Raw genomic sequence first — 26708 nt, 5'->3', positions numbered from 1 at the left:
TTTAAAATTCGAAATTTGAGATTGTGAAAATATAAAAATAATTTCAAACCTCAAATTTCAAATCATTAATTTTAGTTAAGGTCCTCGAATTCTTTCTTAGAACCAACAATTACATTCTGGTATTCTTTAAGACCTGTACCTGCAGGAATTCTGTGCCCTACAATTACATTTTCTTTAAGACCACTCAAGAAGTCTATCTTACCAGCCACAGCTGCTTCGTTTAGAACTTTAGTAGTTTCCTGGAATGATGCTGCAGACATAAATGACTTAGTCTGAAGAGCTGCTCTGGTAATACCCTGTAGTACAGGAGTTGCAGTAGCAGGAAGAGCTTCTCTTACTTCAACTAAAGCCTGATCTTCACGCTTCAGTTTAGAGTTCTCATCTCTCAATTCTCTTGCAGTAATCATCTGACCTGGCTTGAATTCTTTAGAATCACCGGCTTCTACTACTACTTTAAGACCAAATACTCTGTTGTTTTCTTCAAGGAAGTCAAACTTATGTTCAAGTGCTCCTTCCAGGAACTGAGTATCACCTCCATCTACGATAGATACTTTCGTCATCATCTGTCTTACGATGATTTCGAAGTGCTTATCATCAATTTTTACCCCCTGAAGACGGTAAACTTCCTGAATTTCATTTACCAGATATTCCTGAACCGCAGTTGGACCTTTGATTCTTAAGATATCATCCGGTGTAATAGAACCGTCGGAAAGTGGTGAACCTGCTCTTACGAAGTCATTCTCCTGAACAAGGATCTGGTTGGAAAGCTTAACCAGGTAGATTTTTCTTTCACCTGTTTTCGCCTCAACAATAAGTTCACGGTTACCTCTTTTGATTTTTCCGTAAGAAACTACCCCGTCGATTTCAGTAACAACCGCTGGGTTTGAAGGGTTTCTTGCTTCGAATAATTCGGTAACTCTCGGAAGACCTCCGGTGATATCCCCTGCTTTTGCAGATTTTCTTGGGATCTTGATTAAAACTTTACCCGCTTTAATTTTTTCACCATCGTTTACCATCAAGTGGGCTCCTACCGGTAAGTTGTAAGCTTTTTGCTCAACTCCTTTAGAATCTACCACTTTTAAGGTTGGTACGGCTTTCTTATTTCTGGATTCAGAGATTACTTTCTCTTCGAATCCTGTCTGTTCGTCAATTTCAAGCTGGAATGAGATACCCTGGATAATGTCTTCGTATTCAACTTTACCTGAGGTTTCTGCAATGATTACCGCGTTATACGGATCCCACTTACAGATTACATCTCCTTTCTTCACTTTATCACCTGGCTTAACGGCTAGTATGGAACCATAAGGTACGTTAGCCACCATTAATGGAGTTCTGGTTTCGTTATCTGCAACCAATCTGAATTCCGTTGAACGGGAAACTACTACTTCCGCAGTATTACCGTTTTCATCTTCAGAAGTAATGGTTCTTACTTCATCCATTTCAACGATACCGTCTCTTCTTGCAATGATAGATGGGTTTTCTGATACGTTACCTGCAGTACCCCCCTGGTGGAAGGTTCTCAACGTAAGCTGAGTACCCGGTTCTCCAATAGACTGTGCAGCAATTACTCCTACTGCTTCACCCATATGGATCATCTTACCGGTTGCAAGGTTTCTACCGTAACATTTCGCACAGATTCCTTTCTTGGTTTCACAAGTAAGCGGAGAACGAACTTCTACAGATTCTAGACCTGCCGCTTCGATTTTCTTCGCTAATATTTCATTAATAACCTGATCTGCTTCAGCGATTAATTCATCTGTTTCCGGATCATAGATATTATGAAGTGATACTCTACCTAAGATTCTTTCAGAGATTTTTTCAACGATCTCGTCATTTTTCTTCAGTGCAGTCACTTCCGTACCTCTTAAAGTACCACAGTCATCTTCAGTAACAATAACGTCCTGAGCAACGTCTACCAATCTTCTTGTTAAGTAACCTGCATCGGCAGTTTTAAGAGCGGTATCCGCAAGACCCTTACGGGCACCGTGGGTAGAGATAAAGTACTCAAGGATGGAAAGACCTTCCTTAAAGTTTGCAAGGATCGGGTTTTCGATGATCTCCGCACCGGTAGAACCGGCTTTTTGCGGTTTTGCCATCAACCCTCTCATTCCGGATAACTGACGGATCTGTTCTTTAGAACCCCTCGCCCCGGAATCAAGCATCATATATACAGAGTTGAATCCACCTTGATCAGATTTCATTCTACTCATAATCATTTCAGTTAATCCTGCATTGGTGTTCGTCCAAACGTCAATTACCTGGTTATAACGTTCCGTATCTGTAATCAGACCCATGTTATAGTTGGCTCTAATTTCATCTACAGTTTCAATAGACTGGGCAATCATTGTTTTCTTCTCAACAGGAACTACAATATCTCCCAGTGAGAATGAAAGACCTCCTTTGAATGCATTTGAATACCCTAAGTCTTTCATTGCATCAAGGAACTTCACTGTGGTAGGGAAATCTGTATCAGCAAGGATCTTACCGATAACATTTCTCAATGATTTCTTAGTAAGAAGCTCATTGATATATCCTACTTGTTTAGGTACAATCTGGTTGAACAAAATTCTACCTACAGAAGTTTCGATCAATCTTGTTACGATTTCTCCATCTTCTTTAACCGGAAGTCTACATCTTACTTTAGCATTTAAAGATACTCTGCCTTCAGCATAAGCGATTTCCGCTTCTTCAGGAGAATAGAATGCAAGACCTTCTCCTTTTACTTTCATGGTATCTGTAGAGCTTAATTCTTTAGTCATGAAATAAAGACCAAGAACCATGTCCTGAGAAGGTACCGTAATTGGAGAACCGTTTGCAGGGTTCAGGATGTTCTGAGAACCTAGCATCAATAACTGAGCTTCAAGGATCGCTTCAGGACCTAACGGTAAGTGTACCGCCATCTGGTCACCGTCGAAATCGGCGTTGAATGCTGTTGTTACCAACGGGTGAAGCTGGATCGCTTTACCTTCAATCATCTTAGGCTGGAATGCCTGAATACCCAGTCTGTGAAGAGTAGGTGCTCTGTTCAGAAGAACAGGGTGACCTTTCATCACGTTTTCAAGGATATCATATACTACAGGCTCTTTTCTGTCGATGATTCTTTTTGCAGATTTTACGGTTTTTACAATTCCTCTTTCAATCAGTTTTCTGATGATGAACGGTTTGTAAAGTTCCGCTGCCATATCTTTAGGAATACCACACTCGTGAAGCTGTAAGTTTGGACCTACAACAATTACGGAACGTGCAGAGTAATCTACCCTTTTTCCTAGTAAGTTCTGACGGAAACGACCCTGCTTACCTTTCAATGAATCAGAAAGTGATTTCAATGGTCTGTTTGATTCAGATTTTACAGCAGAAGATTTTCTTGTGTTATCGAATAATGAATCTACTGATTCCTGAAGCATACGCTTCTCGTTTCTTAAGATTACTTCCGGAGCTTTGATCTCCAATAGTCTTTTCAGACGGTTGTTTCTGATAATTACTCTTCTGTAAAGGTCATTCAAGTCAGAAGTTGCGAAACGCCCTCCATCCAATGGAACCAATGGTCTTAGTTCTGGTGGTATTACTGGAAGTACACGCATAATCATCCACTCCGGTCTGTTGATCATTCTGGTATTGGCACCTCTTAATGCTTCTACTACGTTCAATCTTTTCAGAGCTTCCGTTCTTCTTTGCTTAGAACCTTCGTTGTGAGCTTTGTGTCTTAAATCGAAAGACAATGCATCAAGATCAATTCTTTTTAACAGATCTTCAACAGCTTCAGCACCCATTCTGGCGATGAATTTGTTTGGATCAGAATCGTCAAGATACTGGTTTTCCACAGGAAGAGTTTCCATGATATCCAGGTACTCTTCTTCTGTAAGGAACTCCATGTTATCGAAGTCGGAACCGTCTAATTTTTTAGCAATACCCTGCTGAATCACCACATATCTTTCGTAGTAGATGATCATGTCTAATTTCTTAGAAGGAATTCCTAAAAGGTACCCTATTTTGTTTGGTAAAGAACGGAAATACCAGATGTGTGCGATAGGCACTACAAGGTTGATGTGTCCGATTCTTTCTCTTCTTACTTTTTTCTCAGTAACTTCTACACCACAACGGTCACAAACGATTCCTTTGTAACGAATTCTCTTGTATTTACCACAAGCACATTCGTAATCCTTTACCGGACCAAAGATTTTTTCACAGAACAACCCGTCTCTTTCAGGCTTATGTGTTCTGTAGTTAATAGTTTCCGGCTTTAAAACTTCTCCTCTTGATTCCTGAAGAATCGATTCTGGTGAAGCTAAACCGATGGTTATTTTATTAAATCTACTTGATTTATTTTTATTTGACATTTTTTAGATTTTAGATTTTGGATTATAAATTTTGGATTATAAAATTCTGAACTGATTCAAAATTCAACATTCAAAATTTAAAATTATTCCTCAAGTCTTACATCAAGTCCAAGTCCTTGTAGTTCATGAAGTAATACATTGAATGATTCCGGAATACCTGGTTCAGGCATAGATTCACCTTTTGCAATAGCTTCATAAGTTTTCGCTCTACCAATCACGTCATCAGACTTCACGGTAAGGATTTCTCTCAAGATGTTAGATGCTCCGAATGCTTCAAGAGCCCAAACCTCCATCTCTCCGAATCTCTGACCTCCGAACTGAGCTTTACCTCCTAACGGCTGCTGAGTAATCAATGAGTAAGGACCAATAGAACGTGCGTGCATCTTGTCATCAACCATGTGTCCCAGTTTCAGCATGTAGATTACTCCTACCGTAGCCGGCTGAGTAAATCTTTCCCCGGTACCACCATCATAAAGGTGAGTGTTACCAAATTTAGGAAGACCTGCTTTTTCTGTGTACTCGGTAATCTGATCAAGCGTAGCACCATCGAAGATAGGCGTAGCGAACGTCATTCCTAATTTCTGACCAGCCCATCCAAGAACTGTTTCATAAATCTGTCCGATGTTCATACGGGAAGGTACCCCAAGTGGATTCAATACAATATCTACCGGTGTTCCGTCTTCAAGGAATGGCATATCTTCTTCACGAACGATTCTTGAAACGATACCTTTGTTACCGTGACGTCCTGCCATTTTATCTCCTACGTTCAGCTTACGTTTCTTAGCGATATATACTTTAGCCAATTTCATGATACCAGCCGGAAGCTCATCTCCGATAGAAATTGCGAATTTCTCACGGTTTTTAACTCCCTGGATATCGTTGAACTTGATTTTATAATTGTGAATTAATTGTTTGATCAATTCATTCTTATCGTTATCTACCGTCCAATCTGCACCGCTTACGTTTACGTAATCTTCAACTGAAGTCAATAATTTATGAGTGAATTTCACACCTTTTCCGATGATTTCCTCATCAAGGTCATTGGTAACTCCCTGAGAAGTTTTACCGCTTACCAGTGTATTTAATTTTTCAATTAAAGTATTTCTCAACTCATCAAACTTAGCCTTGTAAGTGTTTTCAATTTCTTCAAGTTTAAGTTTTTCTTCAGTTCTCTTCTTTTTGTCTTTAATGTTTCTGGAGAACAATTTTTTGTTGATCACAACACCTCTTAATGAAGAATCTGCTTTCAATGAAGCATCTTTTACATCACCGGCTTTGTCACCGAAAATCGCTCTAAGAAGTTTTTCTTCAGGAGTTGGGTCAGATTCACCTTTTGGAGTGATCTTACCGATCATAATGTCTCCAGGCTTCACTTCCGCACCAATTCTGATCATACCGTTTTCGTCAAGATCTTTGGTAGCTTCTTCAGAAACGTTAGGAATATCTGCTGTAAGCTCTTCCATACCTAATTTGGTATCACGAACTTCAAGAGAATACTCATCTACGTGGATTGAAGTAAACCAGTCTTCACGTACAACCTTTTCGTTGATTACAATTGCATCCTCAAAGTTGTATCCTTTCCAAGGCATGAAGGCTACCACAAGGTTTCTACCAAGTGCCAACTCTCCATTTTCAGTAGCATAACCGTCGCAAAGTACCTGTCCTTTCTGTACCGTTTCACCTACTCTTACGTTTGGTCTTAGGGTAATAGTAGTACTCTGGTTGGTTTTTCTGAACTTGGTAAGGTTGTATGTTTTAGTAGCAGACTCGAATTGTACTAAATCTTCGTCGTCGCTTCTTTCATATTTAATAGTGATCTTATCAGCATCTACATATTCTACAAGACCTGTACCTTCAGCATTGATCAAGATTCTTGAATCTTTAGCCACTTGCTGTTCCAGACCTGTACCTACGATTGGAGCCTGAGGCTTCAACAATGGAACGGCCTGACGCATCATGTTGGATCCCATCAATGCACGGTTCGCATCATCATGCTCCAGGAATGGAATCAATGAAGCTGAGATACCGGAGATCTGGTTTGGAGCAACGTCGATAAGGTTTACCTGAGCTGGTTCAACTACCGGGTAGTCACCATCAAGTCTTGCAATGATTCTGTCTGTTAAGAATTCACCGTTATCGTTCAATTCTACGTTCGCCTGAGCAATTACTTTATCTTCTTCGTCTTCAGCATTCAGATAAATAGGATCTGCAGAAAGATCAATCTTACTGTTTTCTACTTTTCTGTATGGTGTTTCGATGAAACCTAAATTATTGATCTTCGCATAAATACCCAGAGATGAAATCAAACCGATGTTTGGTCCTTCCGGAGTTTCAATCGGGCAAATTCTTCCGTAGTGTGTATGGTGAACGTCACGAACCTCGAAACCTGCTCTTTCTCTTGATAAACCACCAGGCCCTAGTGCAGAAAGTCTACGCTTGTGCGTGATCTCTGAAAGCGGGTTGGTCTGGTCCATGAACTGAGAAAGCTGGTTGGTACCGAAGAACGAGTTGATTACTGAAGTTAATGTCTTAGCATTTACAAGGTCAAGCGGAGTAAAGATTTCGTTATCTCTAACGTTCATTCTCTCTTTGATTGTTCTTGCAATTCTTGAAAGACCTACACCGAACTGTCCTGCTAATTGCTCACCAACAGTTTTAATTCTTCTGTTTGATAAGTGGTCGATATCATCTACTTCAGCTTTAGAGTTTACCAATTCGATCAAGTGTCTTACGATCGCAATGATATCTTCTTTTGTAAGAACTTCAGTTGTAGTAGGGATATTAAGACCTAACTTTTTGTTTAGTCTGTAACGTCCTACTTCTCCTAGTGAGTATCTCTGCTCAGAGAAGAATAATTTTTCAATGATTCCTCTTGCTGTTTCCTCATCTGGCGGATCTGCGTTTCTTAACTGACGGTAGATGTACTCTACTGCTTCTTTCTCAGAGTTGGTAGGGTCTTTCTGTAATGTATTCTGGATGATAGAGAATTCATTGCTGTTTTCTTTGTGAATCAGGATAGATTTCACACCAGCATCAAGAATAAGATCCAAATGTTCTTTTTCAAGAATTGTTTCTCTGTCCAGGATGATTTCGTTTCTTTCGATAGAAACTACTTCACCTGTATCTTCGTCTACGAAATCTTCGAACCAAGTGTTCAATACTCTCGCAGCCAATGTTCTTCCTTCCACTTTTTTAAGGGCCGCTTTAGAAACTTTCACTTCTTCAGCAAGGTCGAAGATCTGAAGGATATCCTTATCAGACTCATAACCGATAGCTCTTAACAGGGTAGTTAATGGTAACTTTTTCTTACGGTCGATATACGCGTACATTACGCTGTTGATATCGGTTGTAAATTCCATCCAAGATCCTTTGAAAGGGATAATTCTTGAATAGTACAGTTTAGTTCCGTTAGCGTGGTAAGTCTGTCCGAAGAATACACCAGGTGAACGGTGAAGCTGCGTAACAATAACTCTCTCTGCACCATTGATGATGAAAGATCCGCTAGGCGTCATATAAGGAACCGGGCCTAAATACACATCCTGAACTACCGTTTGGAAATCTTCGTGTTCAGGGTCTGTACAATACAATTTAAGTCTTGCTTTAAGAGGAACTGAATACGTCAATCCTCTTTCCACACACTCGTTAATTGAATAACGTGGAGAATCTACCAGATAATCAAGGAATTCCAATACGAACTGATTTCTAGAATCGGTAATCGGGAAGTTTTCCTGGAAGGTTCTGTATAAACCTTCGTCTGTTCTGTCTTCTGGAAGGGTATCAAGCTGGAAGAAATCTCTGAAAGACTCTAACTGGATGTCCAGGAAGTCCGGAGTGATGATTTTTCCTTTCGCTGATGAGAAGTTAATTCTCTGATTCCCCCTTGTTGTTGCTGTTGTTTTACTCATAAAACTTTTAAAGAAAGGGTTAAAAAATATTTTGATTCATTCAAAAATATCAGAAGAAGACAAAAAGAGAAAAGAGAAAAGAGAAAAGAATACGTGTGAAAATTTTGGCGCAATTATCGGTCTTTATTCTTTGTTCTTTATTCTAAAAAGTCTTTGATCTAACTTCTAACTGCAACGCTGGTATATCTTTTCACAGCGTAATGCAAAATATTTTTATTACTTTTAGGGGCAGAATTTGCCGTAGTATCTAAACACAGGAAATCTCTTTCATTATTTTTCATGAAAGAGCTGATTTTCAGTATTTTATAGATTTTCGTACAATGATTCGTGCCAAAAGAGGGACAAAATTACAAAATTTTATTCATATAGGCAAATAAAACCCATTCATTTTGAGACTGTTAAAATTTTTTACATAAAAAAGGCCGCCCTCAGGGGCGGCCTTCATTGTATAGGATATGAAAATTACTTCACAATGATCTTGTAAGATTTCACTGTAGATTTGGTTTCAATTTTTACAATATATACTCCTGTTGGTAATGAAGCCGTATTGATTACAGCGTTACCGGAGAATTTATCAGATCTGATTACCTGCCCCTGAGCAGAGAACAAGGTATACACACCACTCTCTTCAGACTTCACATTCAGATTTTCACCTGATTTCACAGGGTTAGGATACACATTAATATCATTTGCTTTTTCAGTAACATCTGTTGCAGTGATTCCTCTCATCTGAGCCGTTTTCAGTAGTGCAGCATAAGGTGAAAGCGGAGAATTAGGTGCTCCTCTCTTCACAAGGTCCGTATCTACCACTGCCTGAATACCGTCTTTATCTTTATCATCAATTCTGGAGATAAATCCTGCACCGAAATCATCTAAGTTTGCTTTACCGATCGCATAAAGATCAAAAACAGAACCATTAGAGTCAAGATCAAGGAAATCAGGTTTATCATCACCGTCTGTATTTCTAAGCGGATATTTCATCACTCCTGAATCCGGAGAAGTTTCCAATATATCTGCAATACCGTTTTTACCTACTGGAATATTGCTGTCAATGATTCCGTTACGGTCTGTATCAATCTGGCTGATTACTGAAGCAGGGATTCCTGATTCAAACAGATCCAGAATACCATCATTATCAGAATCAAGATCCAGATAAGCTGCAATACCGTCACCTAGTACCTGTACCGGACCTAATACTCCTTCTGTATCATCATCTTCAAATTTTCCGTTATTGTTAAGATCTTCCAAAGCATCAGAAATTCCATCGTTATCAGAATCTAAATCACATGCATCTACAATACCGTCTCCATCTGTATCCAATGTAGGCGATTTATCATTCACAGCTGTACAACCTTCTGCACAATCCGGAATACCGTTTCCGTTTGTATCAATGCTGTCATTACCGTTTGGACACTGGTCAAAGCAGTTAGGCACACCATCATTATCATCATCTCTGCTTGCAAATGCATTATAGATATTGTAGTTCTGAGGGAAACGTATTCCTGTGCCACTGTAGAAAGTAATCTTAATACGGTTGAAAGGTTTTGTTGCTTTTCCTCCTACATAAAATTTATTAGAGTCTGTAGTGAAGAAGTTTCCACTGAATAAACTCCCTGTACTTACGAAATTATCTGTCTGGGTATTGTTATTATAAAGCGTTACCGTGATATTTTCCAGAACACTTACCCCGATCAGGTTCGCTGCTTTTTCTAATGTAAATCCGGCATACGTATTAGCAGGAAGTAATGTATTGCTGCTTACCGTAGTATATGCTGAGAAAATACTTAAAAACGATGCAGCCGGAATAGTAGCCGTAGCATAATTAGAAGTATTGTTATCTACAATAGCACCCGGATTGATCATTTTTGATAAAATAAGACCGAATAATCCAGGTCCTGAAGTCCAGTTAGCTCCTGTTACAAGATTTCCCGGCATTGCAGATCCACTTGTCTGGATTTTATCATTACACTCGCAAGTTGCCGGCTCTTCAAATGCATAATACACTTTTAAAGATCCTAAGTTTACTCCTAATGTCTGAGTAATTTTCAAACGTACTTCGTTGAAAGGTTTTGTCGATGTAAGTGTTACTTTCTGCTTTCCTGTACCAAAACCTAAAACTTTAACGTTAATCAATCCTCCGCCATCAGATAGTGTTCTGGAATCCTGAAGTTGACCAAATAAGTAAGTTTCCACTGTAATATTTTTCAGGAATTCAGCACTCAAAAGTTTTCCTTCATCATCCGGAGAAATTACAAAACCAGTTTTGTTTCCTGCAGGATACACCTGGTTTTTATCTAATACTCCCACTGAATAAGACCCAAGAAGTCCCGCAGGCAAAACAATAGAACCATAAGAATTCTTGTCTCCGTCTCCTATTCTTTCTCTGTTCTGAACAAAAGAAAGTGGCGCAAGGAAACTGCTGCTTCCTGATACATTCCCGTCTACACCGCTTCCCGCAATAATATCATCACAGATACCATTCTGATCAACCGGAACTTTAGTAGGATCGAATGCGAATGCATAATACACATTCATAGCACTGAAAATAGACAGTACATTGGTCTGGTATAATCTTACTTCGTTAAAATCCTTTGTTGTTTTTAAATGCAGGAAAATTCTGTTTTTACTTCCTCCAAATGCAGGAACAGAAAGCAAAGTACTGCTTGTAGTTGTTTCCTGAAGCACTCCGTTTTTATAGGTGCTTATTCTTAAAGAGCTTAACAGGTCCACTGTAATGAAGCTGGTTCCCAAATCCACATTAAATCCGGTGATATATCCTGCCGGATAAGTGGTATTGTTATTCTTTACAGAGATTCCGTTACCGCTCACCAGGGAAGCAAAATTCCCCATGCTTACGCTATTGTCCAAGTTTGCATCTATCACCGGATTCATGCTTCCGTTGTAGCATGCCAGGCAGATTCCTGAATTATTAACAGGCTTTGCTTCAACTCCCATCCCACGGATAGGCTCATAGCCCTGCTGCGCCAATGCGGACACAGACATCATTAACACCAGCAATACCGACGCTAATTTCTCAAATAATTTTTTTGTCATTTTTTCTATTTGTTTTTTTTATTAAGGTTTGTTTTTTTAGTATAAAGCTTTCCAGTTCGTTCCGTTGCAGCCTTCATGAACATTTGTCGTCGAATTATAGCGGATAGCACCTGCCATAGCCGCAGTACATGTAGCATTGGCCGCTGAAGCAAAACCTTTCATCTGAATAGCACCTCCCGCAGCTGCTACAGCCGCCACAGGAATTATATTCACTCCTATAGCTGTATCAGTTCCGTTACTTTGGTTAAAGAAAGCATGCACTTTATTGGCATAGACATTCTGGTCTCCCAATGCTTTTCCTCCTACACCAATAGCCACTGCACGATCCTGGCTTACATCGTTATTACTTCCAATAGCAAATCCGTTCAAATTCACCACATTGTTGGCCCCAAATGCAAAACCTCCGTTTGAAGCATCATTTGAATATCCCACTGCAACTGCTACAGAGTTTCCTGTTTTATTGAATCCACCGAAAGCAAAATTATTGGCAGCAGTAGCAGTGTTTCCAGCACCGAAGACTTTACCACCTCCTGAAACTACATTAGATGATCCTATTGCTATTGCCGGGAAATTAGCTGCTGAAGCATTGGCCGTATTTCCTCTTCCAAGTGCTATATTATTCGAAGTATTGTTGATGAGATTCGAACTTCCCCATGAAAGGCCTGAAGCATCTTCACCACCTCCGGAAAGAGCTCCTGAAGTATCAAGAACGGCATGAACTTTATTCGCTGAAATAACAACAAGATTAGCAGCTCCTTTTGGTCCTAAATAATTAGTGGAAGCCGGTGCGTTCCCTAAAGTTTCTGTAGTAGTCGCTATTTCTCCGACGGCATTTCCTTGCACCTGCCATTCTGTACCGGTCTGTTTCTGCCACAGTGCTCCATCAAAATAATAATATCCAGGAACGGTTACATTCACCGTTTGGCCTGCCGGTGCAAGATCTGCAAGGGTAATGTAGATCAATGCTCCGGTTTGAGCAGAAGCGTACGTTTTTTTGTTTAATTCAGTTTCTGTCAGCCTGGGAGCTATAATCCCATCCATTTTAGTAGTAACTGAAGGACTTCCTACGACATCAAGCGTTGCCTGGCCCTGACCCGTATTTATTCCTACTTGCGCGCTCAAACCTAAATAGAAGGATAAAGCTGTTAGCGTAAATAATCTGTTTTTCATTTGTCGTGATATTTGTCTTTTTTTAATGTGTTTATTTTTCAAGGGAGACATGAAACTTCTTTTACACTCAGAGGAAAGAGTGAAAATGGGGATGTATCGTTAAAGTGAATGGGGAGCAGCTGGCCTGCCTGAGATAGTTAAGATCGTTTATCCGGAAATTCAACAATTGAATAAAAACCACCCAGACTTTTAGCACCACCAGTAAAATGCATGAATGTATTTTGGTGTTTCTCAATTTCCATTTTAGCGGAAAAAGAATTTGAATACCTACCTGCCGTATTCAAAGCGATAAAAGAAGGGATTTTTTTCAGGAAATCATAGTGAACAAAAACAGGATGAACAGAACTCATACTTTTCGTTTCAATATGACATGCATTTTTTAAATTCCTCGTATTTTTAAGTTGTTCTCTATCGGTATATATTTTACCGACAGCCGGAATACGGGACTCAATAGCTGAACTTACATCTCTATCCCTGCTTGGGCGTTCCGAATCACAAGTATTACCAGAATAGCCAATTGAAACAACAGGTTGATGTGTTATTAAAGATAAAGTGCTGAGATTTTCTATTTGCAGTGTAAACAACATACTTATACAATATGCTACAGCAGCGCCATAGAAAATAAAGTAACCTCTTTTCAAATTGTGTGTGTGTTTTTTTTCGTGACAAATATAGTAATTTTTCAATCAAAACAATCTTTTAATAAAAATATTTAATATTAAATATGTAATTCAACGAATAATAAATATTTAATTATGTTAAATACTGGCAATTCAACAATTATAATTAACTATTGAATTGAAAATGGCAATTATATCCAAATACAATTATTAAATATCGATTGTTTTGAAAGACAGGGAAATACAAAAAAAGCCCGGACGTTACCGTCCGGGCTTCATATTCTATAGTAAATTGAATTATTTCAATTCTACTTCAGCACCAGCTTCTTCTAATTGCTTCTTAAGAGCTTCAGCTTCGTCTTTAGAGATACCTTCTTTGATTGGAGCAGGAGCACCATCTACGATATCTTTAGCTTCTTTAAGACCAGCACCAGTTAAATCTTTTACCAATTTAACGATAGCTAATTTAGAAGCACCTGCAGACTTAAGAATTACGTCGAATTCAGTCTTTTCTTCAGCAGCTTCACCTGCACCACCTGCAGCAACTACTACAGCAGCAGCAGCTGGCTCAATTCCGTACTCATCCTTAAGGATAGTAGCTAATTCATTTACGTCTTTTACTGTTAAGTTTACTAGCGTTTCAGCTAAATTTTTTAAATCTGACATTGTTGTAATGTTTTTGTTGATTATTTATTTAATTTCTTGAGTGTAATTATTCAGCAGCTGGAGCTTCTCCTTCTACAGCTGGAGTTTCCGGAGTTTCAGTAGCAGGAGCTTCTTCTACTGCAGGTGCAGCTTCTTCAGCTTTAGCTTCTACTGTCTCAGGCTTGTTTTGAAGAGCAGAAACAACTCTTTGAATTGGAGACTGAAGTAATCCGATGATTTCACCGATCATTTCTTCTCTAGACTTAATGTTTACTAAAGTATCTAGATTGTTGTCACCTACATAGAAAGTTTCCTGAACGAAAGCTGATTTTAAAGCCGGCTTCTCTTCTTTTTTTCTAAAGTCTTTGATTAATTTTGCTGGAGCATTCGCTGTTTCAGCAATCATTAATGCAGAGTTACCTTTGAAAGTCTGGAACATTTCAGAGAAATCTACTCCGTCAATTTGTTCCATTGCTTTTTGTAAAAGTGTATTTTTTACAACTTTTACTTTGATATTTTGCTTGAAAGCCTGTCTTCTGAAATCAGAAGATTTAGAAGCGTTCAAACCGTCTAGATCTGCTACATAAACTACTTTAGCATCCTGAAGCAAATCTTTGATCTCTTGTATCGCTACAACTTTTTGGTCTTTTGTCATTGTCTTGAGGATTTATATTAGTTAACAGATTTAGTATCAATTGCAATACCCGGGCTCATTGTAGAAGACAAGTAAATGCTTTTTACATATGTTCCTTTCGCAGCAGTTGGCTTCATTTTGATCAAAGTCTGGATCAATTCCTGAGCATTTTCCTTGATTTTAGCAGCATCGAAAGATACTTTACCAATACCAGCGTGGATAATACCGTACTTGTCTACTTTGAAATCAATTTTACCAGCCTTTACTTCAGTTACTGCTTTACCAATTTCCATAGTTACAGTACCTGATTTAGGGTTTGGCATAAGACCTCTTGGACCTAATACTCTACCTAATGGACCTAATTTACCCATAACAGCCGGCATAGTAACGATAACGTCAACATCTGTCCAACCTTCTTTTATTTTTTGTAAATATTCGTCAAGACCTACATAATCAGCTCCAGCTTCTTTAGCTTCAGCTTCTTTATCTGGTGTAACAAGTGCTAAAACCTTAACATCTTTACCAGTTCCGTGAGGAAGAGATACTACACCTCTTACCATTTGGTTTGCTTTTCTTGGATCTACACCCAATCTTACAGCGATATCTACAGAAGCATCAAATTTTGTAGTGTTCACCTCTTTTACAAGAGCAGAACCTTCTTCAAGGTTATAGATTCTTCCTTTTTCTACTTTGCTTAAAGCTTCCTTTTGCTTTTTAGTTAATTTTGCCATTTCTAATAGTTTTAAGCGTTAAAAGTTGGTTTAGTTCCTGTTACTCTTAATCCCATAGATCTAGCAGTACCTGCTACCATAGAAACTGCAGAATCTATTGTAAAGCAGTTAAGGTCAGTCATTTTATCCTCAGCGATTTTCTTCACCTGATCCCAAGATACAGAACCTACTTTGTTTCTGTTTGGTTCTCCGGAACCTCCTTTGATTTTAGCCGCATCCATCAACTGGATAGCTGCAGGTGGAGTTTTAATAACGAATTCAAAAGATTTGTCTTCGTATACTGTAATTACTACAGGTAAAACTTGCCCTGGCTTATCTTGGGTTCTTCCGTTAAATTGCTTACAAAACTCCATGATGTTCACACCTGCAGAACCTAATGCCGGACCTACTGGTGGAGAAGGGTTAGCTGCGCCACCTTTCACCTGAAGCTTTACCATTTTAAAGACTTTCTTAGCCATTTTAATTTTTTTTAGTTTGAATAATTAATGAGTTTGGAAGCATTTATTATTCAGTAGATTACCGACTCACATACAGTAAACCTACTTTTCGGACTGCAAAATTATAAAATATTTTTGAAATAGCAAACGGAATGTGTTGATTTTTAGAAAGAATTATCATAAAACTTTTTCTCTCCATTTACGAAAAACAAAACCTATGAAACTGAAATATTTACTTTTAAGTATTCTGTTAATAGATTTAATGTCTTCTTAAGTTTAATAAATAAAAACCAACGTATTAAACCTTTTGTTTAGTTCTTCGTTTCAAAAAGCCTTATCCAGATCCAGGTTGAATTAATAAAAATTTCTATCAGTCTTAATATAAAAAAGGTCTCGGCTGCCCTTTGGGCAGCCGAGACACCTCCTATTTTATTCTAACGATGAATATTACTTTTTAATAAATTTCGCAGCTTCTGCTTTATCTTTTATTTTCAAAACATAATTTCCTTTTATAAGATCACTCACCTCTATTCTGCCCTGTTTCAGGTTACCCATTTTCACTACCTGTCCTGCAGCATTGTAAATACTGAAGTTTTGATCCTTCATTCCATCAACATAAATTACGTCTGTAGCCGGATTAGGATAGATTCTGATTGAAGGATCTTTCTGTGAAGCTTCGTGAACTGCCATTGTTCCGTTCGGCAGGATTAAATTCTGCGCATAGATAGCCAGAGAGGCATCACTCGATTTCTGTTCCTGGAATACAATTACACTTTGTCCGTTCACAGGTTTCAATACATTGATATATGCTTTTGAAGCCAGATAAGTAGCCATAGGAAGATAATTCTGAGGCCATGCAAAATCTCCGTTATTCGTTAATTGTACCGCATTCAGGGAAATATTTACTGCAGATGTACCTTCTTTTTTGCGAACAACAAAATAAGGGCTGTCATTCACGAGCTGTAAATCTCCGAAATGGTATATGGAAACATTATCAATTGGAAATACCTGCTTACCATGATCTGTCAGAAGTCTTGTTCCGGTATTTTTATCAAACTTCTGTACGAATTCACCGTTTTCTCCCTGTGAAGAACTGCTGTAGTTGGCAATGGACCAAATGTAGGAAGATCCCGGACTGAAAGCAATTTTCATGTCTTTCTCAAAATACGTCTGGTTGGTATCAAAGTCTATTCCTGCAAGCCCCCATGGAAGAGTACCGTCTGCATTAACTCTTTGAAGATATCCGTCGAATCTCATGTTCTCTCCGGTACTGTAACCGTAATAGACCACATTTCCATCTACAGCGCCACTGTATTTGGCATTGTAAGCAGTGGTTTTAGGAGCAATCTGTTTAGCACCGTCCCAGGCTAAAGTTCCATTCAGTCCGATCTTGTGAGCAAACAGGTAGCTTGATGTGCCGAAGGAAAGCTGTTTATGGAAAATAATTTCACATTCATTATCTGATAATTCAAAAAGGTCTGCGGGAATTGTATTTTTCGTCACATCATCAGAAATAATCTGAATGGGATTGGCCCATACCGGCTGTCCTGCAGCATTAAATCTTTGTACTTTCGTATATTTCTGAGTGGGAGGGTAATAAGCGACTACGATATCTCCTCCGGACAATGGGAGAATAGTTGGCAGATAAGCCTCTCCTAAACTAAGACCATTAGGCCATGCGGATGTTCCCTGCGGAGTAACCTTAAACACAAATCCGGGATTTCCTGTTCCCGTTCCCGTAACTCCGATATAAAGATTATCCGAAGAGTCTACTGCTATTTTCTCAACAACGGTATAGGTGTTCATCGGGATCTGGTTGCTGAGCATAACGCCGTCTCCAGGTAATTCTTTCATTCCGTTCTGATCCAATATCTGCAGCCATAATTCGTAGTTGGTGGGAGCAGGTGCGCTTCTCCAGTAGCCTATATAAGTTTTCCCGCTACTTGTTGTCGCAGAAAAAGATGCTCCGCCCGCCTGCTTGGTTACGGAAAGGTTTTCATTCAAAACAGGATTCCATTGTGCATTAGCAAAAAAGCCCAGCGATGCAATCACAAAAAGAGTCAGTAATTTTTTCATAGTGGTATCGTATTAATCGAAACAAAGGAAGAGAATGTATAGGATAACCTGTTTAAAATTATCCACACAATTACCACTTCATCTGTAAAAACCACCACACTCTTTCCACACACCTACATTCAATCAATTGATAATAAGTAAATTACAATTCATTTAAATATTGAGCTAAATCTTCTTTGGTATTGGTCAAATTCATTTTTTTGCGAAGTCTCGTTCTGGAATTTTCTATGGTTTTTGGAGTTACGTTCAAAAGATTGGAGATCTCTTTTGTAGATAATTTAAGCTTTAGCATGGCAGCAAGCCGTTTATCATAATTGGTAAGTCCGGGATGTTTGAGGTCCAGATTTTCATAAAATGATTCATGGATATTCAGGAAATGATATTCAAATTCACCCCAGGAATCCTGTTTGGTATTCATTTTAATATCATTGATAATTCTGGACACTTCGTTGATCTCGCTGTCATTGAGTTTAGATTTCAGGACATTCACCTGTTCCAGAATAGATTTAAAGATTTCTTCTATTTTGGACTGTTCCATAGATTTATAGACAAGCATTTTTTCTTTCATCTGATTGTCTATTTCCAATTCTCTTTCTCTGTTCTCAATCAATTTTTTTTCAAGCCGGAGTTTCTCTGTTTTATTTCTGAAATTAATGAGCAGCAGGATACATATGGCCGAGACCAGTAAAAGAATCACCACCATTACAATATATAAGGTGTTTTTTCTGTCCTGCTCTATTTTGTTCAATCTTTTCTCCAGTTCATAATCCTGTTTCACTTTCAGCCGTTCCACATTCACTGCTTTTTCCTCTATGTTCAGCAGCTCCCGTATGGAATCGTATTTTGCAAATGTTTCCGACGCAAGTTTATAGTCTTTATTCAGCTGGTATGCCCGGTATAATGTTCTTAAATAATTGGTATTATCAAAGCTTACCGAGTTAGGAACCACATAGCGACCTACATTTTCTGCATGCAGTAATGCTTTTTGAGGATTTTTCTGTTCGATGTAAAAATTAGCCAGATTATAATTGACCTGATAGTTTGATTTATGATCCTGAATATTGTTTCTTTTCAAAATACCCTCGGCATCCAGCAGATAATTTTCTGCTTTAAGAGTGTTTCCTTCCAAAAAATTAAGCTTTCCGAAATTGGAAAATACAAATGCTTTTAAAACCGGATTATCATAGGTTTCAAAGATCATCAGGCTTTTTTCAAAATAGTAGCGTGATGAATCAAGTTTTGATAAAACCAGGTAGGCATTTCCCAGATTGTTCAGGGACTTGATGGTTTCTGTTTGTTCCTTTTGCTTCTGATAAAAATTTAAAAGTTTTTTATAATAGGCCACTGCTCTTTTTGTATCATTGAGCTGGGAATAGATGTAGGCAAAAATACCGTCTATCTTGGCCATCTTTTTTTCATCTTTATCTAAAAACAGAGCATATGCTTTGTCTGAATAATCCAATGCCAGATCAAAATAATTGACATCACTGTAAATTTTGGCTGCTTCAATATAGAAATCGCCCAAATCTTTGTCTGAAACGTTTTTCCTTGCAGTCTGAATATTGGCTTCTGCTTTTTTCCAGTCCTTAAATTTCAATTCATTGGCAGTCTCCATATACTGCCGGTATTCTTTTTTCTCCTGTCCGAAACAAAGAGAAACCGAAATCAACAAAGACCATATAATAAGTAAAGATTTTCCCATGAAGATATAATTCCATATAAAATTATAAAATCATTTGAAAAAATAGCATGAAACCTATGCCTTATATGAAAAATTAGCAAAATATTTAAAATTGCTCTTTAACCCAAAAGAAAGAAGACTATTTGCAGTAAATAGTCTTCTTTCTTTTTATCGTCAATAAATGCTGTTAAAACCCGGATGGTTTATTAATCGTCTGGGTAGAGCCGTTGGTTCCTCCGAGATCTGCATTGATATCTGTAATATTCTGTTTCGTGATCAGTCTTTTATAGGCCATAAGATAAAGATCAATCGTAAAGTTGTTATACGTTCTTGGAGGATTGGCAGAAGTAAGTGCAATCAGCCTGCTGTCCGTAAACCTTGCTCTGATATGCCATGTTCCGTTACTTTTGAATGAAGTCACATCGGGAGATCCCTGTCTGTTATCGTTGGTACCATTATCTCCATAGTCAAGCGCTACATTCGTGGTTCCATCATTCATCTTAAAAGAATAATTGTGAACGACGACAAGAAATTTATCCGCATCAATTTTAGTATCATAATCTGTAAGACCTGCCCCTGATATTCCGGTAAGGGAAAGTTTAAGATAATTAAACAATCCGCTGGTTTCCAGATTAGGATTATAAAGCTGAAGTGAATTGGCAGAGGTCGCTAAAAAGCTTCCTCCTGTCATGGTAGGCTCTCCCGGATTTCTAAGATACAGCGAGTTGGTATAAGTATCTCCGTTTACATCCAGATTTTCTTTCGGATCTGTTGTTCCGATTCCTACTTTTCCTGTCTGGGCATTCATCAGCATTCCCAGGAACAGGGTCATTATAATATAAATTCTTCTTTCCATGATCATCATTATTGAAGCCCTAAAGGCGTGTTAGTTGAAACTCCCGAATAAACAGGTGAAGCCGAAGCAGATACAGACCCGTTAAATGTTCCCCAATCTTTTACCAGTGATCTTTCAAATACATTCAGGGCAATCGTCCAGGTTCCGTTGGTAGAAGATACTGTACTGGCTCCTTTAAAACTTAAATTAATAGCATGATAGGTCTTCCCTCCGCTAGTTACCTGAGTAACTTCTGTAGAATAAGCTCCGAAAGACTTTGGCGTAGTAGATGTATTCACAGCAGAAACGGCATTGGTAAAAACAGCACCGGTAATGGCCACTACATATTTACTGGTTTCCAGGTTTGTATTAAGACTCACTACTTCATCCTGATTCACATTCTTTAGTATAACATTATAGGTATTTACGGGAGCTACATTTCTCAGAGAAATATCCAACATTTTAATTTTTCCTACGGGTGAAGTATCTTTTGAACGGGTAAGAAGAAAATAATTTCCGCCTGCCGATGAATTTACCGTGTCTACAAGATAAGATTCCACCAAAATATCTCCGGCAACATCTAAAGTACCCTGCGGGGTTTTGGTATTAATTCCAACCTGAGCCTTAGCAGCAAAAAGAGCTCCGGCCATTAGGAATAATGTGCTTATTTTTTTCATTATATGATGTTTTTTATTGAATTAATGGAGCTGCTGCTGCACCGGTGGTACCTGCTCCGAGATCTTGTGTAGTATTCAATTCTTTTGCATACGCTTTATCAAAAACCAGCAGATTGAGCGTCCATATGCCTGTAGGGAAAGAGTTGTCCGGGGCAAATCCTTGATAATCGGCTTTCAGTTTCCAGGTTCCTCCGGAAGAATAGGCAAAAATCTGAGGTACCGGAGTCAGCCAGTCTGCAGAGAAAGTTCTTACGGGCTGCGTAAACCCAAATGAAGAAATCACTACAAGAAATTTATTGGAATTGATTTTGGTATCAAACTCGTTCACCCAATCCTTATCATTGGTATCACAGGTAATTTTAAACTGAATAAGATTAATAGGTGCCGGGGAATTCGGAACAAAAGAATCATTATAAGCTGTAATCTTATTTTCAGGTGCGGGAGATTTAATGATGAATGTATAATTCTCGCTGGCACCCAATTTCTCTAAAGGGCTTTTAAAAATCATCCCGGATGTCTTCATCGTCCCGTTCACGGTAAGATCTTTTTCTGGCGTATTGGTGTTTATGCCAACTTGTGCATTCATGAATACAGCACCAGCTAAAAGTACTGTAGAAATAATTTTCTTCATTGGAAATGGGTTTTGTGTTTACTTTTATTAGTCCTTCTAATTCATTTCTTCCTCTTTAAGGCATACCCAATTTTATACGCGTAGGTTACGCAGTATATCATGTAAGAGGAATAAAGCTTTATGGATTAATCGCCTATTACTTAACAAGAAACATGCCATATAGAAATAAATTAAAAAATAAATACTTATTATAGCAAAAATTCAATCATTTATCACAAAACAGTGAAAATAAAATGAAAAGAAAGATTCTTTTTTAAAAAGATCGCAATAAACACATCCACTCAAATCTCTTTTTAATAAGCTTTAATCATAAATACTGATAAATACTGCTTAAAAAAGTCTTTACAGATAAAACGAATACATGTAATTTCCCATATCATTGATAATCATTAAAATAGGGTAAGAAAAAAGACTGTCTACCCGACAGTCTTTGTATAATTCGAAATAAAACACTTACAATAATTTATTAATGATAAGAAATGATCCTCCACGGTTCAAACTTACATTCCCATTATCCGCCATCGTATTTGTACCGTAAGTTAGCTGATATACATTAATTAACTGTCCTTTTTTTAACCATACCGTTGCATTTACCCAATTATCATAAACATTCGACCCCTTCAGAAATAAAAGTACCTTTCAGGACTCTGATCATTTTACCTGCCAGTGCACTATTGAGATTATTATCTATGATTAAGAAAGCTCCATAATCTCCTCCATTTCCGTCAAGAGTTCCTCCTCCTACTCCGAGACACAATTTGGCTTGTATGTAATAAAGGCCATCCTCTGGAACTGTAAACTGTCCTGTAACCGGATCATAAGCATTTAAAGGATCATAAGACTCATCTAAAGGGATGGGAGTAGGTGTATAGTTTTGCCAACCTGTTCCATAAACAAGGGTTGTTCCTCCAGTAGCCCTTAAAACTCTATTTCCACTGTTCGTTACAGAGAAAGGAGCACCACCTGCAATTTTCAGAACGCCGCCGGCATCTGCTACTACAAGCTTATCTCCCTCTGTACCTATTGAATTTCTGATATCGCGGACTCTTACATTTCCATCGGCTATATCAAGATGTTCTGATGGGGTAATGGTACCTATTCCAACGTCTCCCGTTTTGGTAACGCTTACATCATCCTTTTGTTGTATTAAAGGAGGGGCTTCGGTAGCAGGATTATCTTTAGCTCCATCAATGTGAAAAGAGGTTTGAGGATTGGATGTATGTATCCCTACTTGGCTAAAAAAGAAAAAAGGAAACAAAACTGTTAATAATAAAAGCTTTTTCATTTTGTGTATGATTTAATGTTAAAATTGTGTTTGATTCCAGGATAAGTATATCCCGGGCAAAAAAGAATAAAAAAGCATAGGGAAATAACTAAATTTCCACTTTATCTGAATCTATCTTACCTGAAGAGTTTGGATTACAGGAAATAATCCTCCTAAAATAAAGAGAAGTTTCTGATTCTTTTTCATCATTAATGCTTTTTAAACCTACATTTATTTTTTCAATTACACAATATAAACTATTGACTATCAATTGATTAATTAAAATAAACAACTGATTTAACAGATACTAGATATTTTTTTAATCAAAAACAGGTGAAGCATAAAATTTATTTTGAATAGAGCTCCATATTCATCAACAAAATCTTCTATGCAAGAAGTATTTACCTTTATCATGTAAAACTAAAGGTGAAAAATCTGATCGGTTTTTCAAGGCCTTTTATATCATATGATTTAGTTTCGTAAGCCACGAACTATTCTTCTTAACAGCTAAAAAGCAAAAAGACCACTCTATTGAGTAGTCTTAAATAGAAAATGAATATTTGCAAACACAAGAGATTGATTCCGGTCACCTAAACAGAAAATAAATTAGTTTAGGAAACATCCAAGCTCCGGTCTTTTTACTGCATCTTATTAATTCTAAGATAGCATGCATCTCTGATAATACTTACTTTATTATGGTCTGCCATATTAGCCGTACCTCTAGCATAGAAAATCAGCTTTATTTTCTGGCCTGCTTTCAACCAGATGGTAGCATGGCTTTGGCTGTCGTAATAATTAGGAAAACCACTTATAAAAGTTCCTCTGATGACTCTTGTATCGTTGGCTCCCGTATTTCCTTCCGGCTCGGTATTGTTATCAATACTGTAACCGGTGCTGAACATTCCTCCGTCTCCATTGAATTCGCCTTTTCCAACCTGAAGACGTACTCTGGATTTAATATTGTATAATCCATCTTCCGGAACTACAAATTCTCCTGTGCTGGGATTATAGGCATTAAGAGGATCATAGCCTTCGTTCAGAGGAAGGGTTGTCACTGCTCCATCCTGCCAATTGGTTAAGAATTTAAAATCTGTTCCTCCCATTACACGAAGAACTCTGCTTCCGCTATCTGTTGTTGACCACGGAAGTCCTGTACTCTGTGAAAAAATAAAGATGGATACTGAAAACAGTAAAACTGTTAATAATTTTTTTTTCATGTGAATTGATTTAGGTTGGCTTAAAAGTAGAACAGCAAAAAAACAATTCAAAAAAATAATTGAATAAAATTTATTTATCCGTTTTCAATAATTTATTTATCTGTTTATGATAATTAAATAAATCCAAATAAAGTGATATATATTGCACAAAACAATGCGATTAAAGAAAGTAAATAATGATTTGTTTGGAAAAATCTTTTTCTTAATTGTAATAGAACTAACAACTTAAGAATAAAATCATTCTACCTATAGTCATTTTGTGTGAAAAAAATTCCGAAAACCAGAGCGGTCTAAAAAGGAAAACAGTCTATGAAATTAGTCTTTAGAACAAAAAAAGACCGCTTTTCAGCGGTCTTTATATATTTGAAAAGTATATTATACTTTTTCTACCTGCATATAGCTAAGCTCCATTGGAGTTTTTCTACCGAAGATCAATACAGAAACTTCAATTTTCTTTTTGTCTTCAAGAATCTTCTCAACAGTTCCGTTGAATCCATTGAAAGGTCCGTCTATTACTTTAACGTTTTCACCTACAATGAATGGAATTTCAACATCGCTTGCAAATTCTGAAAGCTCATCCATTCTTCCCAACATTCTGTTTACTTCAGACTTTCTCATTGGAACAGGATCTCCTCCTTTAGTTAAACTCAAGAAAGATATCACACCAGGAATATTCTTAATAACGTGAGGAATTTCCCCCATCAGATCAGCTTCGATCATCAGGTATCCAGGGTAGTAAGGTTTCTCTTTAGGAACTTTTTTTCCGTTTCTGATCTGAATAACCTTTTCCATAGGAATAACCACTTGAGTAACGTACTGCTCAAACCCTAAACGTTTGATTTCTGTCTCAATATAGTTTTTCACTTTATTTTCCTGTCCGCTGATTGCTTTCAGCACATACCATTTCAATTCGCTCATTATGGGAAAATACTTTTTTAGTTGAACACGTTAATTAGCATTCCTATTATGTTGCTGATTGCTTTAGAAAACAATTCATCAACTCCAAAGGTAAATAATGCCAAGATCACTGTAGCAATAGTTACTACAATAGTAGACGACTGAAGATCAGCCCATTTTGGCCATTCAACTTTATGTCTGAATTCGTTATAAGAACCTTTTAAAAAATCGACAAATGAACTCATAATTAATATTTGCACGGGCACAAGGATTCGAACCCTGATCAACGGTTTTGGAGACCGGTATCCTACCATTGGACGATGCCCGTAGATAAAAAGCTTCCGAGAGTTTCCTTCCGGAAGCTTTATTTATTTTAAGATGATTAGTCTATGATTTCAGTAACCTGACCTGAACCAACTGTTCTACCTCCTTCTCTGATCGCAAATCTAAGACCTACGTTAAGAGCGATTGGCTGTAACAATTCTACAGTGATCTCTAAGTTATCACCAGGCATTACCATTTCTACACCTTCTGGTAAGAAGATCTCACCTGTAACGTCTGTAGTTCTTACGTAGAACTGAGGACGGTATTTGTTGTGGAATGGAGTGTGACGTCCACCTTCTTCTTTAGAAAGGATATATACAGATGCTTTGAATTTTTTATGTGGCTTCACAGAATCTTTCTTAGCGATTACCATACCTCTCTTGATGTCAGTTTTTTCAATACCTCTCAACAATAGACCTACGTTATCACCAGCTTCTCCTCTGTCTAGGATTTTTCTGAACATCTCAACCCCTGTAATTGTAGAAGTTAATTTTTCATCACCCATACCAACGATATCAACTGGATCACCAGTGTTGATAACACCAGCCTCGATTCTACCAGTTGCTACAGTACCTCTACCTGTAATAGAGAATACGTCTTCGATTGGCATCAAGAATGGCTTTTCAGTATCTCTTGGTGGTTGCTCGATCCAAGTATCAACAGCATCCATCAATTCTTCAACAGATTTGAACCACTTGTCTTCAGTATCAGGAGTAGCTGCTGTAGCTGCTGTAAGAGCACCTAGTGCAGAACCTTGGATTACTGGAGAGTTGTCTCCGTCAAATTCGTAAGTAGATAATAAGTCTCTAAGCTCCATTTCTACAAGCTCTAATAACTCAGCATCGTCTACCATGTCAACTTTGTTCATGAAAACAACGATTCTAGGTACGTTTACCTGACGACAAAGTAGGATATGTTCTCTAGTCTGAGGCATAGGACCGTCAGTTGCAGCACATACTACGATAGCTCCGTCCATTTGAGCAGCACCAGTTACCATGTTCTTTACGTAATCCGCGTGACCTGGACAGTCAACGTGAGCATAGTGTCTTTTTTCAGTTTCGTATTCGATGTGAGCAGTATTGATAGTAATACCTCTTTCTTTTTCTTCTGGAGCAGAGTCAATTGCAGAGAAGTCTTTTTTCTCAGCAAGACCTTTGCTAGCTAATACAGCAGAAATTGCAGCTGTAAGAGTAGTTTTACCATGGTCAACGTGACCAATAGTACCAATGTTCAAGTGTGGTTTGTTACGATTAAACGTTTCCTTTGCCATGATTTAAAATTATTTATTTTATTATTTTTCAATTTTTCGGTGTGCAAATATAATGATTTTTTAAATACCAAAACCTTTTTCTTTAAAAAAGTTTCAATATTCAAATCAATGAAGCACAAACCTTATATTTCAATGTATTGAGGTGCAAATTTACACAAATTTCCGGATTGAAAAAAATCATTGCAAACGTTTTTATCCCAAAGCATAAAGTATCTGACTAGTTCTGAATGCAATAGAACCTAAAAAAAAATTATTCTTCATTAAAATCCGGCAGATAAAACCGCTGAGAATGTTTTCTCGTAG

General features: G+C 37.8%; 19 protein-coding genes and 1 tRNA gene. All 20 read right to left on the bottom strand.

Annotation, left to right across the window (positions count from 1 at the left end):
- Positions 1-71: 71 nt before the first annotated feature.
- A complete protein-coding gene (rpoC, locus tag ACM46_RS20220; RefSeq protein WP_048508482.1) occupies positions 72-4337 on the bottom strand; it encodes a DNA-directed RNA polymerase subunit beta' in 4266 nt (1421 codons plus the stop codon).
- An 83-nt stretch (positions 4338-4420) separates the two neighbouring features.
- Positions 4421-8242, bottom strand: coding sequence for a DNA-directed RNA polymerase subunit beta (gene rpoB, locus ACM46_RS20215; protein ID WP_048508481.1), 3822 nt, complete (start codon positions 8240-8242; stop codon positions 4421-4423).
- A 462-nt stretch (positions 8243-8704) separates the two neighbouring features.
- On the bottom strand, positions 8705-11296 hold the full coding sequence (locus ACM46_RS20210) for a T9SS type A sorting domain-containing protein (protein ID WP_083997480.1): 2592 nt from the start codon (positions 11294-11296) through the stop codon (positions 8705-8707).
- Positions 11297-11332: 36 nt separating this feature from the next.
- On the bottom strand, positions 11333-12466 hold the full coding sequence (locus tag ACM46_RS20205; protein ID WP_131707636.1) for a hypothetical protein: 1134 nt from the start codon (positions 12464-12466) through the stop codon (positions 11333-11335).
- Between the two features lie 137 nt (positions 12467-12603).
- Positions 12604-13107 (bottom strand): hypothetical protein, encoded by a 504-nt coding sequence (locus tag ACM46_RS20200; protein WP_173426504.1) that lies wholly within the window; start codon positions 13105-13107, stop codon positions 12604-12606.
- Between the two features lie 276 nt (positions 13108-13383).
- Complete coding sequence (rplL, locus tag ACM46_RS20195; protein ID WP_048508477.1) at positions 13384-13752, bottom strand: 50S ribosomal protein L7/L12; 369 nt, start codon at positions 13750-13752, stop codon at positions 13384-13386.
- A gap of 46 nt (positions 13753-13798) precedes the next feature.
- Positions 13799-14386: a 50S ribosomal protein L10 gene (gene rplJ, locus ACM46_RS20190; RefSeq protein WP_048508476.1), complete on the bottom strand. Its 588-nt coding sequence runs from the start codon at positions 14384-14386 to the stop codon at positions 13799-13801.
- A 17-nt stretch (positions 14387-14403) separates the two neighbouring features.
- Positions 14404-15096: a 50S ribosomal protein L1 gene (rplA, locus tag ACM46_RS20185; protein ID WP_040997412.1), complete on the bottom strand. Its 693-nt coding sequence runs from the start codon at positions 15094-15096 to the stop codon at positions 14404-14406.
- An 11-nt stretch (positions 15097-15107) separates the two neighbouring features.
- Positions 15108-15554: a 50S ribosomal protein L11 gene (gene rplK / locus ACM46_RS20180; protein WP_034723381.1), complete on the bottom strand. Its 447-nt coding sequence runs from the start codon at positions 15552-15554 to the stop codon at positions 15108-15110.
- A gap of 426 nt (positions 15555-15980) precedes the next feature.
- A complete protein-coding gene (locus tag ACM46_RS20175) occupies positions 15981-17609 on the bottom strand; it encodes a T9SS type A sorting domain-containing protein (protein ID WP_048508475.1) in 1629 nt (542 codons plus the stop codon).
- A 142-nt stretch (positions 17610-17751) separates the two neighbouring features.
- Positions 17752-19311 (bottom strand): LuxR C-terminal-related transcriptional regulator, encoded by a 1560-nt coding sequence (locus tag ACM46_RS20170; protein WP_048508474.1) that lies wholly within the window; start codon positions 19309-19311, stop codon positions 17752-17754.
- Between the two features lie 166 nt (positions 19312-19477).
- Entirely contained in the window at positions 19478-20146 is a 669-nt protein-coding gene (locus tag ACM46_RS20165) for a hypothetical protein (RefSeq protein ID WP_048508643.1), read from the bottom strand.
- An 8-nt stretch (positions 20147-20154) separates the two neighbouring features.
- Positions 20155-20802 carry a hypothetical protein gene (locus ACM46_RS20160; RefSeq protein WP_048508473.1) on the bottom strand — a complete coding sequence of 216 codons (648 nt, stop codon included), beginning with the start codon at positions 20800-20802 and terminating at the stop codon, positions 20155-20157.
- 13 nt (positions 20803-20815) lie between these two features.
- Positions 20816-21433, bottom strand: a complete 618-nt coding sequence (locus tag ACM46_RS20155; protein ID WP_048508472.1) for a hypothetical protein — start codon at positions 21431-21433, stop codon at positions 20816-20818.
- A 601-nt stretch (positions 21434-22034) separates the two neighbouring features.
- Positions 22035-22718 (bottom strand): complement C1q domain-containing protein, encoded by a 684-nt coding sequence (locus tag ACM46_RS20150; protein ID WP_048508471.1) that lies wholly within the window; start codon positions 22716-22718, stop codon positions 22035-22037.
- 617 nt (positions 22719-23335) lie between these two features.
- Positions 23336-23914: a hypothetical protein gene (locus ACM46_RS20145; protein ID WP_048508470.1), complete on the bottom strand. Its 579-nt coding sequence runs from the start codon at positions 23912-23914 to the stop codon at positions 23336-23338.
- 375 nt (positions 23915-24289) lie between these two features.
- Positions 24290-24832 carry a transcription termination/antitermination protein NusG gene (nusG, locus tag ACM46_RS20140; RefSeq protein ID WP_048508469.1) on the bottom strand — a complete coding sequence of 181 codons (543 nt, stop codon included), beginning with the start codon at positions 24830-24832 and terminating at the stop codon, positions 24290-24292.
- 17 nt (positions 24833-24849) lie between these two features.
- On the bottom strand, positions 24850-25056 hold the full coding sequence (secE, locus tag ACM46_RS20135; RefSeq protein WP_034702507.1) for a preprotein translocase subunit SecE: 207 nt from the start codon (positions 25054-25056) through the stop codon (positions 24850-24852).
- Between the two features lie 12 nt (positions 25057-25068).
- Positions 25069-25139 (bottom strand) — tRNA-Trp (locus ACM46_RS20130).
- A 54-nt stretch (positions 25140-25193) separates the two neighbouring features.
- Positions 25194-26405, bottom strand: a complete 1212-nt coding sequence (gene tuf, locus ACM46_RS20125) for an elongation factor Tu (protein ID WP_048508468.1) — start codon at positions 26403-26405, stop codon at positions 25194-25196.
- Positions 26406-26708 lie beyond the last annotated feature (303 nt).

It is taken from the genome of Chryseobacterium angstadtii (assembly GCF_001045465.1).
GTDB classification, from domain to species: domain Bacteria; phylum Bacteroidota; class Bacteroidia; order Flavobacteriales; family Weeksellaceae; genus Chryseobacterium; species Chryseobacterium angstadtii.
The sequence above is the reverse complement of the archived record's forward strand: the minus strand, read 5'-3'. Positions and strand labels throughout refer to the sequence as shown.